Genomic DNA, 14,988 nt, shown 5'->3' on the forward strand with positions numbered 1-14,988 from the left:
ATTGGGCTATAAGCGAGCTACACGGATGCGGAGCGAAACAGCGGATTAACCCCTCTTTCGCCCCGAGTTTCCATAAAACCAAGTATTAAGTTTAAAGATTTTCAGTTTGCAGTCGATATATCGACGGAAGCCGCTCGTCGCGCAGATGACCACAATCCCGCATCGAAAAAATAGCAAAGCACGGCACCATGACCACCTTATCGTCATTGAATGTAGGCCTTCCTCTAACTATGACGCCGTCATCGAGCACGGCGAACAGCCTTGCTTCGACAGCCGGCGTCGTATCGGAAGATGCCGTCACCGAGACCTCGTCGACAGTTGTCACGATCCCCTACGCGGGCGTCGAATCACCCATCGTGTACACGCAGCACGGAACGCTGGCGAGCGCGGGACCGACCATCACCTGGGCTCACAGCAACACCGACGCCGTCTCTCTCGCGATGGCGGGCGATTACATGGCCGGCGCGATGTCCGGGCAGTTCTACAATCTGGGAAGCGCTCTGCTCGATCGCTTCAAGACCACGGGTAGCAATTTCTCGCAGTCGGTCACGGTCGCTTCGGCGGGCGCAGCCGGCGGAGCCGGTGCAATCGGACTATCGGGACAAAGTCCGCAGGGCGATATCAAACTGACCGTTCAGACCGCGAGCGGCGTCAAGGTTGATATTGAAATGGACAGCGGGGACGGGACGCTGGCGGTCAGCGTAAAGAGCAGCGGGACGTTGAGCGGCACCGAGCGCAGTGCCCTGGCCAAGCTGGCGGATGGATTTCAGAAAGCAATCGATGGCATCAGCGCTGTCCCACCGACGCTCGACATGAGCGGTCTGACGCAGTACGACACATCGGTATTGTCGTCCGTGAATATGCAGTTCGATGTGACAGGCGACGGCCCAAACAACGTGTCAGCCAATATCTCACTGGACAGTTCAGCGAGGAGCGTGAGCCTCACAGACTCCGCCGGCACGATCAATCTCAAGGTCGATACGAGCGATTCCGCAGTCTGGGGCTCGGGCGCGCAACGCGACCAGGCCATCGCAAGCTATCTGACGCAGTTCGACAACGCCAACGCGAAAGGGCACGGGAACACCGCGTTGATGTCAATGTTCAAAGACGCGTTCACGCAACTGAACAGCGACTATGGGACGTCGTCGCAGCAGCTTCCCGGTACGGCCTATGCACCGTGGCTGGCGCAGTCGGATCACGCCATGTTGACCGGTCTGGCCGATTTCACCGGCTCGATGACCGATAACCCGGTGTCCTCCAATCCGATGCTGGTGAATCAAACGGATACTTTTTCCTATCAGGTCTCGCAGAGCACGCGAACCGAAGGCAATCTGCTGGACGGCAAGATTTCGCAAACGCAGCGATCGCATCTGCAAGCGAGTTACCACCAGGCGCTAGCCGGCGGCACGCTACAACTCCGCAAATCGTTAGCATCACAGAACTACGACTATGTGCAGATCAACGACGACGCAAGCAGCACAGTCGACATCGCAACGAAACGCGGCAAGCTACTTCAGGCGACGTTGAACCAGGCGTCCAATCAGTCTGTACGACAATCCGAATACGTGAGAGGCGTGTTGGTGTCGGACGTCACCACGCCAACGAATACATCGGTTTCGAAAGATCTGCTTACGTTGCTGCAACCTTTGTTTGACGATAACCAGGCCGCACAGAACAGCAGCACCTGGCAACAGACGCTTTCGGGCATACACGGGATGGTTTTACTAAACGCGAGTGCAAACTGAAATAGCCGCGGCAACGGACATCACTTCGGTCGCAGAGCGCTGGCTGACTCGCGCCCCGCGACCGGGCTTATCAATTGCCGCGATACATCACGCCGACGCTATCAGCCGCGGCAGGCCCGCCAGACTGCGATCTGACCGATTCGTTACCGCCAACGCCACTGCTGTTTTCGTCTACCATGCTTGCCGGACTCACTGCCGCAGCCATCGTCTGAGCAGTTTGACTGCGTTGCATTGCAGGCTCGCCGACGTCGGGGCGATAGAAAGGTGCAGGGCCGTAACCGCTCGCAAACGCGGGAGCAGCCAACACGGCAGAGCTTGCGACTAATAGACCGACGATAAGTTTCACCTTCATAACGACTCCAATAATAAGTTTGTTGAATACTCGAATGCACCCGGATCAGGTCCATTTTCGGCGCGCTATTCAACGTTGATGCGAAGAGGCAAAGGGCTTGCCGCGCGCTGACAAAGAGGCTCAAACGAACAACGCATTTCCCTTTAAATGTGAGCAATATTGCTGACGCCGCGGCGAAAGCACGAAACCGGTCGTCGTTGTGCCCGCAGCTACAAATGCACGGGTTATGCCAAGTCCGATCCGTCCGCCCGCTGACCGACGGTAACCACCTGAAAATAAACAGGAGTTGATCTCCACCAGGAAGGTGCCTGGTGGAACTGAAAAGCGGCGATGTCTGACTGTATCGAACGCTTTTTCGAGCCGCTGTTTGCGGTAATCCAACAGGGGTAGCGACAGAAAATTTGGTTTTGCTTCGGTATCCCAGGGTGTGGGCGTACGCTCAGCTTCGCAACGACAAACCAATCGTCTGCGTGGAGAAATCGATGAAACGAATCGCTCTATCTACGGTTTCGCTTGCGCTGCTCAGCGCAAGCGGCGCAGTCCTGCGCAAAGCAGCGTCACCCTATACGGCGTCATCGATGAAGCGTTTCAGTACGTGCACAACGCCGATCCGGCGGGCAACAACCTGTACCAGCTGGCTGGCGGCAACCTCCAGGGCAACCGCTGGGGCCTGAAGGGTACGGAAGATCTCGGCGGCGGCATGAAAGCGATCTTCCAGTTGGAAAACGGCTTTGACATCAACAACGGCCAACTGAGCCAGGGCGGTCGCATGTTCGGCCGACAGGCATACGTCGGCCTCGCGCATCAAGCGTACGGTACCGTGACGCTTGGCCGTCAATATGACCCGCTCGTCGACCTGGTTCAGCCGCTCACGGCCGACAACTACTTCGGCAGCACGCTCACGACTCCGGGCGACGTCGACAACTACGACAACAGCTCGCGCACGAACAACGCGGTCAAGTACACCTCGCCAACGTGGGCTGGCTTCCAGTTCGAAGGCATGTACGCGTTCGGCGGCGTGGCAGGCCAGACGGGTTCGCAGCAAACGTGGGCGGGCGCGGCAACCTACGCAACGGGTCCGTTCAGCGTGGCGGCAGGCTACATCCGCATGAACAACGCCAGCTCGAGTGTGGTGCGCCCGAACAACGCCTTCACGAGCTCGTCTGACGGCACGATCGATTCGATCGTCAACGGCGCATACGCAACGGCGAAGTCGATCGGCATCGCGTCGGTTGCAGTGCAATTCGTCACGGGCCCGTTCACGGCCGGCGTGCGTTACAGCAATGCACAATACAAGCCTGATGGAGCGTCGACGTTCGTCTCGACCGAGCGCTACAACGTGGCTGGCGGCTATCTTGGCTACCAGGTGACGCCGGCTGCGTTGCTGGGTCTCGGCTATACCTACACGCACGGTTCAGGTGACACGTCTGCATCGTACAACCAGGTTTCGCTCGGCGCGGACTACAACCTGTCGAAGCGCACGGACCTTTACCTGGTAGGCGCCTGGCAGCGCGCGAGCGGCACGCAGCGCAACCCGCGCAGCTCGCCACCGCAGCAACTACAACCGGCAGTTGCTTCGGTGGCCGACTACGGCTTCACGGGCGATTCGCGCACGCAAGAAATCGTCAGCCTCGGTATTCGTCATAAGTTCTAAACGGAGTTCGTTGCGCAATTGAAGCGTGACGATCGCAAAGACCAGCGACGGACTCAAGCCGGTCACTGGTCTTTTTTTGTCTTGAGTGACGCCTCCTTCGCGCGGTCCTCGCACAAACCGCATGAAGGGTGACTTGCAGCGAGCTTATATGCTTCAAAGCGATCGCAACGACGCCATGAGAGGCCTGAAGGCGCAACAGCCCAGCTTCTACATCGTCGATGCTCGACGCGACCTTCTGTGCCAGTTGCTCGTTGGTTGGAGCGTAACCTTCATGAATGAAGGCCGTAACGATATGGTGGTGCAGTAGCGAGTCGATTCGCTGCTGCGTCAATTGTTTCGGCAGTGCTGCCCAAGTTAGAGGTCCTGGAAAAATGTTCGGCTTGCATAGCAACGAACGCCGGGATGTCGCAACCGGTAAATCAGGCGCTGGGTTAAGGCCATTTCCTCGCGTGTATTCAACATATCTGAATCTTCCCTGTGGCTCCGAACGCTTCAACTCGCGCCCAGTTGCTTGCGCAGGAACGGTACGATCGCGCACGCGACGGCGTCAGGATTGTCTATGAAAGGCCAGTGCCCGCTATCGTGCAGAATCAACACCTCGGCGCGGGGAAAGACCTCGCATTGCCGATCGGCGAAGTCCACGGAAATATAGGGATCGCGGGCACCCCACACAACCTGTGCAGGCAGATCCAACGGACGCAACGCGTTAGCGATGTCCTGCATGGCGCCATTCGTCTCGCGGGTGTTGCGATAGAGCCGCAGCACAGCGCGCCGGGTGCGAGCATCGAAGTTGTTGAACGCTTGGTCGATGTACTCCACGGGCAAGCCACGCGGGTTCCCGTGTCGAAGCAGGAGCCGCATCCCGGCACGCGTTGTCGTGGCCATGAACAATTCGCCTAGCCACGGCGTCTGCCAGATACGCGCGAGATAGTGCCATCGGTAATCAAGCAAGATGCCTGTGTTGATCAATGTAACGCTCGCGATAGCGCGGGGATTGGCAGCGGCCCACGCAAGGCCCCAAGGGCCGCCGAAGTCGTGCATGACGAGATGGGCACGCTGGACATTGCACTCAACCAGCAGACGACCGAGATGGTGTGCGTAGCCACGCACGCTGTAGTCAAACTGTTCAGGTTTGTCGGCATTGCCGAAACCTGGCATGTCCATGGCGAGGGCGCGACCGAATTCCCCCACCCTGGCCACGAGCCGCGTCCAGTCGGCAGTCGATCCAGGATTGCCGTGCACGAAAACGATTGCCTCGATGGCGTCGGGCGGTCCTGCCTCCAACAGGGGGGAACGGATTCCATCGACGCGGACGGAGCCCTCTTTCATGGCTGTCTACGGAGCGACGGTGGACGCATCATTCAGACCGGTGCGTCAGGTTGCGCGGAGCGCGCGGCGGGCTGACGCAGATCGACCCAAGCGGCCCTCAGCAGAGCGCCGGGTGACAAGAACCTTGCCGGCCCTATCAGACGCGCGCCAAAGGCGTGCAGATGTCTCGCTGCTGCTGCGTCTTTCGCCGCGGCCGAGAAGTTAAGCCGCTCAATCGCGTTGAGTCCGCGTCGGCGTGCAAAATCGACTATAAGAAAACGATGTCCATTGAGTTCCCGATGCACACGCTTCGCGTAGCTGCGCAGGGCCGGCGCAATCGGGCGCCCTTGTCGTAGGGCTGGAGTAAGAGTGTTAACGAGCCACTCCGCCGTCTGGAACGCGAACCCGCAACCGACGCCCCACAGGGGGTCGATACTCATTAGGGCATCGCCGACGAACGCGATGTTCCCAACAGCTGGCTGTCGCCACAAATTCGGATAGTCCTTGACGAGCAGCGCGTTATTGAGCGGCTCGGCGGAAGCCAAATCGGGGGAATCCGGAAACCCAGCCATGCTTCGTTCAAGTGCCTCCCCCGGATTGGCGCGAAAGCCGTCGAGCTTGTCCTTGGTCGCCATGTAGGCAATCACGGTAACGTCACCGTCGTTGGGAAATACGTAGCCGGTCTCCGGACCGCGCAACCACATTTGCGAACAGGTTCCCCGCCGCAGTGCCACGCCGCGATAAGCGCGAATCGCACCGAAGCGACAGTTCTCCGACGCGGCAGGCTTGATCCCGGCGAGCGTCGCCAGCGGAGAGCTTCGGCCGTCCGCACCGACGATCAGGGGGGCCGAAACTATACCCGTGCGGTTCCCGCCGAGATCGACGCCTGTGACGACACCGTTTTCTTTCACGAGCCCACGCACGCCGCACCCGAACAGGGTTGTGACGCCCGGGGTGTTCATCGTAAGTTGCCGCAGAATCGGATCAAGCGTTCGGCGCTGGACGTTGTACCCGAAGGCAGGCTCACCGTTCTCATCAAGCGGGGCGACGTCTCCGGTCCAGCCATAGCGAGTCCATATATCAACGCCGTTACGCAGGCCGCCAGCGTCCTCAATCAGCCGGTCAAGACCCAGACGCCGCAGCGTTGGCGTGGCTGACGCCTGGATGAAATGTGTACATAACTGTTTGAAAGCAGCCATGTCGGAATGATGTTCGACCAGCGCGACACGCAGGTCTTGCAGCGCAAACAACCGCGCCGCCGTACACCCGGCGAGACCCGCACCTATGACAACAGCATCAAAGCGGCCATTCAGCGGGGCGCTCGATAGTGGTGGATCAGTGTCGCAGACTTTGGTGTTGTTCACCTCGTTCTCCAGCCAGAATCCAAGCCCGTACAGGGTACGAACTTTACTCAGTATAGGCGGAGCTTGGGCTATGAACCGACGCTATCCGGGTGAGCTACATCCGTTCGGCGAATGACGTAGAGCGGACCAATACCGGTCCTTAACGACTGGCTGCTCCGCGGCCGATCCGAACAGCGAAGATGAATATCGACTTGAGTTCGACCGCAGCGGGCGCAGCATCCAGTTGAACGATGCCGGCCGCTCGATCATCGAGCAGGCGCACGGTGGTGGCCGCGGATGACTCGCTGTTGCGCGGCTTGGCCGACAAACTCAGCATCGAAGGTTCGATCACGATCGGCTCGACCGTGTCGTCGATGGGTTTTCTGGCGGCCAACGTGATCCGGCCAAGGGTCTCCTACCCCGGGCTGAAGGTGCGCCTCGCGCACGGCAACAGCGCCGAATTGGAGCGCCAGGTGCGCGCCGGGGAAATCGACGCGGCGGTGATCGTCAGCGAACCCCGCGCGACCACGCTACCCGAGTCGTGGGAGCATCTTTACGATGAGCCACTGGTGCTGCTGCTCAATCCGGCGATCGCGCCGGCCGACGGCCCCTCATCGACTCGCATAGCAAGACGGGAGGTGGCGCCCCTTCCGCACCGGCTAATTCTCCGCTCATTTTGCAAACGCACAATGCTTCACAACACAGCCTGATTCGCATATCGAATCACGCATCACTGGAGCGGAGCAATCATGCAAAACGACGGGAATGCAGCCTTTCGGCCCTATGTTGACGCCTTACTCGGTCAACTGGAAAACCAATCTGATCGTGCGGTATTGCGCTATCTCGATCATGACGTCACAGGCAGAACCCTGCGAAGCGCAATATTTCGCTATGCGCGGGCACTTGCAGTGCATGGCATCGGCCGGGGCTCGCTGGTCGCACTGCTCGCACCCAATTGCCCGGACGCGCTTGCGATTCGCTACGCCGCAAACCTCCTTGGTTCGGCTACGATGTTCGTGCCTGCGTCTACGAATGCCGAACGGCGCGCAACCTTGCTGGCCCGCGTTCAACCGACGCTTCTCGTAGCCTTCCCGGAAACCCTTCACCTCATTCCCGTTGCGGTCGAGGGCCATGTGGTTTTCGTGGGCGTCGGTCCCGCGTCGTCACGCCTGGACAAACTCGTGCAAGTGCACTCTGATCTGCCGTTACGCGGACGACTGAGGCCCGATGACCTCGCGGTCGTCGTCTCGTCGGGCGGCACGACAGGTGTGCCGAAATGCAGCCGCCGGTCCTTCGCGACATATTCAACGATGGTCGGCGCAGCGGACGACAAGGACCGGCGTCAGCTTATCAATGGCCCGCTCGCCTACCTGTCGCAAGTGCTCGTCGACAGCACGCTCATCGGCGGCGGTACGGTCGTGCTGAAGCGTCGGTACGACCCCGCGGAGACGCTCGCGACGATCGAATCGGATCGCATCACCGACGTGCTTCTCGTCGAGCCTCAGCTGTTCGAAATAATGGACCACCCGGACGTCGGCCGGCGCGACCTGTCGTCGCTGCGCTCCATTGCGCACATCGGCGGATCAGCGCCTGCGGTACTGCGGCAACGCGCGATCGCGCGTCTGGGTCCTGTGCTCACGCACATGTACGGTGCCAGCGAAACCGGTCTCGTCAGCATTCTGCCGCCATCCGCATACGAGGCGAATCCGGATCTGCTGGCTTGCGCGGGCCGCATTCGACCTGGTGTCGAAGTACGTTTGCGTCGCGCCGATGGGACGCTGGCGCGCGCGGGACAGTGCGGAAACATTGAAGTCAGGTCGGACGCTGTGGCTGATGGTTACTACCATCAGCCGGTCGAAGAAGCACAAAAGTTTCAGGACGGTTGGTGCCTGACCGGCGACGCAGGCGTCATCGACGAGGCGGCCAATCTGCACATTCTCGGCCGCGCGACCGATGTGGCGGAAATCGATGGACTGGCGATCGGCCCCACCGATATCGAAGATGCCCTGTGCCGCTTACCCGACGTTCGCTACGCCGTGGCGCTGGCCGCCAACCAGTCTGCCGACAAATACGGATGGAACGCGCTAATCGAACCGTGGGTTGCTGGGCAAGCAAACGTTGCGCGATGCGTGCGCAGGCTCGAAATCGTGCTCGGCCCTTTGGTCGCCAAGCGGATTCGTATCGTCGTGGCGGATCGCGTGCCGCTTACTGAACAGGGAAAAGCCGATCGCACCGCAATCGAAATGATCCTGCAAGGCGACCTGCGGTCGAGTTACGCCCCGCTCCAATCGGTCGGCAATCTCGCCGCTGACCGGCGGCTGGGCGGCCGCCAGAATGCCGCCGTCAATGAACCCGAACCGGCCGCATGGCGCACCCAACATTTTCTTTTCCTCATTTAGCGAACGCGTGAGGTGAACTGAATTGTCACGGCGATTCACCTGAAACATCCCAGGATTCATTTCGCCGATCCGTTCTTGCCGATATAGAGAGGAGTAGCAAATGCGTCACTATCAATGCAACAGTCCTGAGGCAGCCGGCCGCATCCTGGCGGCATGCCTGCTAACCGATGGACACCTCAGCCTCACAGAACTCGAGGCACTCGATCGTTGTGGCATGGAAAAGCGCCTGTTGTTGAATCGACACCGTCTGCTCTCGATCGTGCAAACGCTGTACGAAGACCTGACGCGCTCCGGGTACCTGAGCTGGAGCGACGTATGTCACGTCGATCCCACGACGCTCGCCTGGCTCGCGGCTGATGTGCAGGACCGGCGACTCCGGCGCGACATCTTGGAGTTGTGCAGCGAGGCCGTCATGGCGGACCGCGGCCATTGCGATCGCGAAGCAGAATTCCTGAGACTGTTGCGCGACGCGTGGCAACTTCCGGCCCGTCCTGTCCGGCAAGATGCGCTAACGGGCACGTCCGTTTCGTAGCGTGCAAGAATTAGCAGGAAGATGATGGGGCATTCCGCGTCACCCCTTCTGACGTGACCTTCTGGAAGCCCGGATCAGCCGCCCATTCGGATCCGCCAGGCCATGCGCCGGATAACGCATGGCCTTTTGCATCGCCAGCCATATAATCTGCGGCATGGCTGCGAGGACGACTCGAGGTAAGTGTCATAACCCGTGCGATCGACGGAGGCCGGTTCCCCATGGATCACTATGTCATTTCTGCCGCTGTGCTTGCGCTCCTCTATTGTGGTGCAGTGCTTGGGCCACATGTGCGCGAAGCCTGGCAGATCACTCTTGCCCGGAAGACTCACTTATCGCGATGCGGCCATTCCGCTCCACTATGTCCCTCGCGCAGGCGCGTTACGAGACTGCGGCGGCGTAGATGACGCTCTTCGGCACGCTTGCTCAGATCTGCCGGACGGCCCTATTCGGGCTCGGGCGAGAACTGGCGGCCTGGAAGCCTTCCGGGGCGCGCGCGACATTCGGGGCCGAAGCGATGCTCTCGGTCGCACTCTCTGTCGCACTTGCCAACGCGTTGCATCTATCGGACACGTGGTGGGCCGCAATCAGCGGCTTCGCAGTCATGCAAACAAGTTTTGCCGGCTCCGTGCAGCGTGCCGCACACCGGATCATGGGCACGGTGATAGGCGCGGCGCTGGGAACCCTGGCGGGGCCCTGGATTGGTGACCGCCCGTGGCTGTTCGTGCCCGCGTTAGGGGTGATCGGCGCTGTCACGGTGTATCGAGCCAACGGGTCCAAAGCGGCCTACGCCTGGATTCTGGGCGGCGTGACTGCCCTGATGGTGACGTACGAAGCGCACAAGTTCGCGACCGTTCGGGCGACCGCAATATTTGCGGCGCTACGAGTCGCCGAGGTCGCGGTCGGAACACTTGCTTGTCTGCTGGTGGCGAGCGTGTTTCATTTCGGGCCGAAGTGGTACCGAAAGAACAGAACGTCATTGGCGGCTTCAGTCGCTCGCGCAGCGGGCGATTCGGGCGTGCCTTCCGCTGCGATTTTGACGCCGCCATTGGAATCAGCGCGCTCGACCCGCATGCTGCTGTGCTTGCAAGCCGCGCTGTCCATCACAATCCTCGCCTCCCTGACTTACGTGCTGCATCTGCCGGGTTTCGCGCAAGCAATGGTCACGGCGATCGCCGTGCTGATCGTGCCGCCCGGGCTGGCAATAGACAGAACGCGGCAGCCGGTCATGGAAAAGATGGTGCAACGCGTGGCCGGCTGTCTGCTGGCCGGTGCGATCGGTGTGGCGCTACTCCCTCTGATGCAGGGGCAAGCAATGCTCTGCATGCTCGCGCTGTCCATCGGCGTGTGGGCAGGATGTCACGTGCAAACGGGACGGGAAGGCGCAAGCTACGTGGGCCGGCAGTTCACCATCGCGTTCATCATGGTGTTTGTCCAGGATCATCATTGGTCAGCCGATCCGTTACCCGCGCTTATGCGGCTTTCCGGCATTCTCACCGGGATTGTTGTGTTGGCAGCGGTGATGCTCGTGACCAGCCGGCTGTATATTCCGCCTGTGCCTCAGGATGCCAGCCGTTGAGACTCGTATGCACTTCGTATTGAGCTGCGAGGTTCTGTCCGAGGTTCTTTTCGACTGCGACAATTCTTCTAGTGGTAAATCAGCGAGTCAACGCCGTTTTTCAGATCCGTCGAACCTGGCCTTCGCTGCACGTATCGTTTCGTCAAAGGTCGCTTACCAATGATGCAACCGAAGGGGTCGCCGCATTTGCTGAAAGGCGTCAGCCTGAATATGAAGGTTGCTAGTTCGAATGACTCACCGCGCACCGGTCAGGAATCCGTGAATCTGGGCCACCACGGCCGCGCCCTCACCCACAGCCGACGCGACACGCTTCGTCGATCCTGAACGAACGTCGCCGATCGCGAAGACACCCTCGACGCTCGTCTGCAACGGCATGGAATGGACGCCCGCTTCCTCGAGATCGGTCCCCGTCAAGACGAACCCCTTACTGTCGAGCGACACGCTGCATGTCTTGAGCCATTCAGTATTCGGTTCCGCGCCGATGAATACGAACAGATGATGTGCCGTCATGCTTCCTTCAATGCCACCAGCACCGCGGTAGTGCACACGCTCGAGGCGTGCTGCCCCTTCGAGCGCGGTCAGTTCGATACGCGTATGAAGCGTCACGTTCGCCAGAGATGCGACACGTTCGGCCAGATAATGCGACATGCTGTGTTCGAGACTCGCGCTGCGAATGAACATATGCACATGCTCGGCGTGCGACGCCAGAAACACCGCCGCTTGTCCCGCTGAATTGCCGCCACCGACCAGCAACACCGGCTCCTTGCGGCACAGCCTTGCCTCGATTGGCGTAGCCCAGTAATAAACGCCACAGCGTTCGAAGCGCGGGAGATCCTCGACATCAGGTCGCCGATACTCCGCACCACTGGCGATGACCACAGTGCGTGTGGCAATGCGGCGGCCATCGGCAAGCTCTATGACAAGCGGTTGCTTATGGCAATACAACGCCTTGACCTCGCACGGAATGCCGATATGTGCGCCGAACTTCTGCGCCTGGACAAACGCGCGGCCCGCGAGAGCCTGACCCGTGATACCGGTGGGAAAGCCCAGATAGTTCTCGATGCGTGCACTCGTACCGGCCTGGCCGCCGGGTGCGCGACAGTCGAGCGCCGCGACCGACAGTCCCTCGGATGCCGCGTATACGGCCGCCGCCAGTCCAGCCGGGCCTGCGCCGACTATCGCCACATCGTAGACGTGCGTCGGATCGAACTCGGGGATCAGTCCGAGGCAAGATGCGAGCTGCCCCTCGTCGGGATTTCGCAGCACAGTACCGTCCGGACAAACCACAAGTGGGAAGTCATCGGGCTGTGGCGTCAGGCGCTCGAGCAGCGCAATGGCTTCGGCATCCTGCTCGGCATCGAGCGTCATATTCGGAAAAGCATTGCGGCGCAGGAAATTCTGCAGCGCGCGCAGTTGCGGATGATTGGATGAGCCAACAAGAATCACCCCTTGTCCGCGCTCGATCACGAGGACACGCCGCAGAATCAGTGCGCGCATGATCTTTTCGCCAAGATCGGCTTCACTGATCATCATGGTGCTGAGTTCATCGGGCCGCAACAACACCGCTTCGACATCTTCGACGACATGCGCGTCGACAACCGCGGGCTTGCTCGAGAGCTGGGTGACATCCGAGGTGAACTCGCCGCGCTGCGTATAGGTGTGAATGATCCGTTCGTGGCCGAGGCCATCGCGGCCGACTATCCGAACTTTGCCTGACAGCAGGACGAACATTCCGGGGCAGAGACTTCCCGCACGGTAGAGCAATTCGCCTTTGACGTAGCGGGACAAGCTGCCGAAGCGGCGCACCTTGTCGACTTCCGCATCGGTGAGCACCGGAAACATCTGTTGGTAACGCGGGTGATCGCGCACGGCCGGGTCATCGGCGAATGCGTCGTCGATACGGCTTCCATCCGCGGAAGGCTGAGGGGAAGGCGTACCGCCTTCCGGCCCTGACTCGTTGCTCATCGCGGCTCCTCCTCCAATGCTGATGGGCGCCGCCATCGGTTGGCCGACAGTCACCAGTGCGCAGGGCAATGACGGGGCGCTATGACCGCCTACGCAATTCCAATGAAAAGAGTAATCGAGTTATTGCCGCCGGCCAAGAGTTCTTGTATTCGTTCTTTGAGTCCGCGTCGGACTCTATGGATGGGCATCAGCGCAAACCAGGACGGGTGGCCGTCATGGCCGCGTCCTGGTACCAGAAGAAACACCATCGCCGCTCAGCGGCTATACATTGCATTCCAGTCCGCAGCCGACACGCCACCACTCGACTGGGATGTACTGCTCGATGCGCCACCGTAGTTGCTCGTCGATGCATCGCGCGCCGCCACCTTCGCTTCGGCGGCCTGGATTGCATCAGGATAGTGCGTCGGATCACCGTCACCGACGTGATAACCCACACTCTCCAGTTGCACGAGTTCTGCGCGGACCTGCGCACGTGTCGTGTGCTCCGTCGATTGAGCGAACGACGCAGCGGGAATCACAAGAGCGCCGGCAATAAGGACTCCACGGATAAATGATTTCATGACAAACACCTCGATAAATGTTGGACCTGCCTGCAACAGACTCAGTTGTTTGAAGCGGTGAATGAAGTCTATGCTTCAACGTTGTCGGGGTTAACCCCAGATCAATCAAGACATCGTTTACCGGGTGCGCGTGAATGCACGCATCGACTGGCTCGCCATGCACGACTGAGCGTCCCGACTACATCCATTGCGATCTGATCGCGCCGCCCCGCGCGCCATCGATCGACATTGCTTTTCTGCGGTAGCATCATCACCACAACCCGGAGGCTCGAAATGACTGCGAAACCGCTGACGCTTGGCATCGATCACATCGGCTTGACCGTTCGTGATCTGAATCTCACTCGCGACTTTTTCATCAATTGTTTGGGATGGACGCAAATTGGCGAGAAGCCGGACTATCCGGCTGCATTCGTGTCTGACGGGCACGTGATGCTGACGCTGTGGGAAGTGCAGAATCAAGCGGGCCGCGTGGAATTCGACCGCAAAACGAACGTAGGCCTGCACCACCTGGCCCTGCGCGTCGGCAGTGAAGCAGCGCTTGACGACGTGTTCTCGAAGGTGTCCAAATGGCCTGGTGTCGAAGTTCAATTTGCGCCCGAACCCCTGGGTGCCGGCCCAAAACGGCACACGATGATTTTCGAACCGGGCGGAATTCGGCTCGAGTTCGACTTCGATCCACGAGTTGCGGCCGCCTGAGCGCGTACTGTTACCAGGATCTCGCCCGATGATCTTCTTGCCGACCCGGCATGCATCGCGGACTTTTGGTGAGACTCGACGACTCAGTGCGGCAAGCGGTCCGCGACTTTCGCGACGCCCGCCGCAGCGCACACTTCGTCCTTGTCGCCGCCGGGTGCGCCGCCGATACCGAGCGCGCCTACTATCTCTCCGTTCACCTTGAACGCTACCGCACCCGGCAACGCCATGACGTTGTGCACGGTCGCGAGTTGCGGTGCGTACGGACTCGTCTTCATCAATTCGAAAAAGCCACTCGACCGGTCAAAGCCGAATTCCGGCCCTAGGGTCACGACGGTGAACGCTTTACGCATGCTCGATTCAGCGGTGTGTACCGTGCTCCTGTCCCCGCGCAGTACCACTTGCGGCACGCCATCCATGTCGAGCACCGTGGCGGTCACCCAGTAATGCTTCGTTTCACACACGCGTATCGCTTCTTTCGCCGCCTCGAGAGCGACGTCGAGCGGCAAGCTGTAGTGGTAGCCGGACGGCGGCGGTTCTTGCGCCTGAATTGCCGGCGACATGAGCGACGCAACACATAGTGACGCGATCAGACTAAAACGTTTCATGATTACACCGTGCGGCGCCGCCATGGCGCCGTTTGAACAGATCGATAAAGGGCAGTAGTGCGCACATAGAGCCTTGGTACAGGTTGGCTGATAAAACCGGCATGCGGTCCAAGCGAACTATAGGAGTCACGGCGGCTGTTTGGCACGACCCCTCGCCGAACAACAGTTTTGCCTCGATGGAATAAATGCGTCCGGGAAGACGTATCGGCTGTTTTCCGTACGCCACGGTCTCTCACGCCGCGGTGCGGACGAG

Annotated in this window: 13 protein-coding genes and 1 pseudogene; 8 read left to right on the forward strand and 6 right to left on the reverse strand. The window is 60.1% G+C overall.

The window, feature by feature from the left end:
* Window positions 1–188 precede the first annotated feature (188 nt).
* Window positions 189–1,745 carry a hypothetical protein gene (locus P0D96_RS31590; protein ID WP_408317359.1) on the forward strand — a complete coding sequence of 519 codons (1,557 nt, stop codon included), beginning with the start codon at window positions 189–191 and terminating at the stop codon, window positions 1,743–1,745.
* Between the two features lie 70 nt (window positions 1,746–1,815).
* Here P0D96_RS31590 and P0D96_RS31595 read toward each other — a convergent pair whose 3' ends face one another.
* Window positions 1,816–2,097: a hypothetical protein gene (locus tag P0D96_RS31595; RefSeq protein ID WP_408177162.1), complete on the reverse strand. Its 282-nt coding sequence runs from the start codon at window positions 2,095–2,097 to the stop codon at window positions 1,816–1,818.
* 482 nt (window positions 2,098–2,579) lie between these two features.
* Here P0D96_RS31595 and P0D96_RS31600 point away from each other — a divergent pair.
* Window positions 2,580–3,751: pseudogene (locus P0D96_RS31600) on the forward strand (porin).
* Window positions 3,752–3,899: 148 nt separating this feature from the next.
* A complete protein-coding gene (locus P0D96_RS31605) occupies window positions 3,900–4,058 on the forward strand; it encodes a hypothetical protein (protein WP_408317360.1) in 159 nt (52 codons plus the stop codon).
* 185 nt (window positions 4,059–4,243) lie between these two features.
* On the opposite strand, the gene P0D96_RS31610 is transcribed toward P0D96_RS31605, so the two are convergent.
* On the reverse strand, window positions 4,244–5,080 hold the full coding sequence (locus P0D96_RS31610; RefSeq protein WP_408177160.1) for an alpha/beta fold hydrolase: 837 nt from the start codon (window positions 5,078–5,080) through the stop codon (window positions 4,244–4,246).
* 32 nt (window positions 5,081–5,112) lie between these two features.
* Window positions 5,113–6,423, reverse strand: coding sequence for an NAD(P)/FAD-dependent oxidoreductase (locus P0D96_RS31615; protein ID WP_408317362.1), 1,311 nt, complete (start codon window positions 6,421–6,423; stop codon window positions 5,113–5,115).
* Window positions 6,424–6,689: 266 nt separating this feature from the next.
* Here P0D96_RS31615 and P0D96_RS31620 point away from each other — a divergent pair, with 266 nt between their 5' ends.
* From P0D96_RS31620 to P0D96_RS31635, 4 genes are all read left to right on the forward strand, one after another.
* A complete protein-coding gene (locus P0D96_RS31620) occupies window positions 6,690–7,112 on the forward strand; it encodes a LysR substrate-binding domain-containing protein (protein ID WP_408281619.1) in 423 nt (140 codons plus the stop codon).
* A 39-nt stretch (window positions 7,113–7,151) separates the two neighbouring features.
* Window positions 7,152–8,801 carry a class I adenylate-forming enzyme family protein gene (locus P0D96_RS31625; protein WP_408317364.1) on the forward strand — a complete coding sequence of 550 codons (1,650 nt, stop codon included), beginning with the start codon at window positions 7,152–7,154 and terminating at the stop codon, window positions 8,799–8,801.
* Between the two features lie 100 nt (window positions 8,802–8,901).
* Window positions 8,902–9,333 carry a TerB family tellurite resistance protein gene (locus tag P0D96_RS31630; RefSeq protein WP_408317366.1) on the forward strand — a complete coding sequence of 144 codons (432 nt, stop codon included), beginning with the start codon at window positions 8,902–8,904 and terminating at the stop codon, window positions 9,331–9,333.
* A 400-nt stretch (window positions 9,334–9,733) separates the two neighbouring features.
* The gene (locus P0D96_RS31635; protein WP_408317368.1) at window positions 9,734–10,909 is read left to right on the forward strand and encodes an FUSC family protein; all 1,176 of its coding nucleotides are present in this window, start codon (window positions 9,734–9,736) and stop codon (window positions 10,907–10,909) included.
* A gap of 234 nt (window positions 10,910–11,143) precedes the next feature.
* Here P0D96_RS31635 and P0D96_RS31640 read toward each other — a convergent pair whose 3' ends face one another.
* Window positions 11,144–12,874: an FAD-dependent oxidoreductase gene (locus P0D96_RS31640; protein WP_408177154.1), complete on the reverse strand. Its 1,731-nt coding sequence runs from the start codon at window positions 12,872–12,874 to the stop codon at window positions 11,144–11,146.
* A gap of 254 nt (window positions 12,875–13,128) precedes the next feature.
* The gene (locus tag P0D96_RS31645; RefSeq protein ID WP_408177153.1) at window positions 13,129–13,434 is read right to left on the reverse strand and encodes a DUF4148 domain-containing protein; all 306 of its coding nucleotides are present in this window, start codon (window positions 13,432–13,434) and stop codon (window positions 13,129–13,131) included.
* A 273-nt stretch (window positions 13,435–13,707) separates the two neighbouring features.
* Between P0D96_RS31645 and P0D96_RS31650 the strand changes: the two genes are divergently transcribed.
* Window positions 13,708–14,130, forward strand: coding sequence for a VOC family protein (locus P0D96_RS31650; RefSeq protein ID WP_408177228.1), 423 nt, complete (start codon window positions 13,708–13,710; stop codon window positions 14,128–14,130).
* An 83-nt stretch (window positions 14,131–14,213) separates the two neighbouring features.
* Here the strand turns inward: P0D96_RS31650 and P0D96_RS31655 are convergent, their stop codons facing one another.
* A complete protein-coding gene (locus P0D96_RS31655) occupies window positions 14,214–14,735 on the reverse strand; it encodes a GlcG/HbpS family heme-binding protein (RefSeq protein ID WP_408317370.1) in 522 nt (173 codons plus the stop codon).
* Between the last annotated feature and the right edge of the window lie 253 nt (window positions 14,736–14,988).

The sequence above is a fragment of the Paraburkholderia sp. RL17-347-BIC-D genome (assembly GCF_046027915.1).
GTDB lineage: Bacteria > Pseudomonadota > Gammaproteobacteria > Burkholderiales > Burkholderiaceae > Paraburkholderia.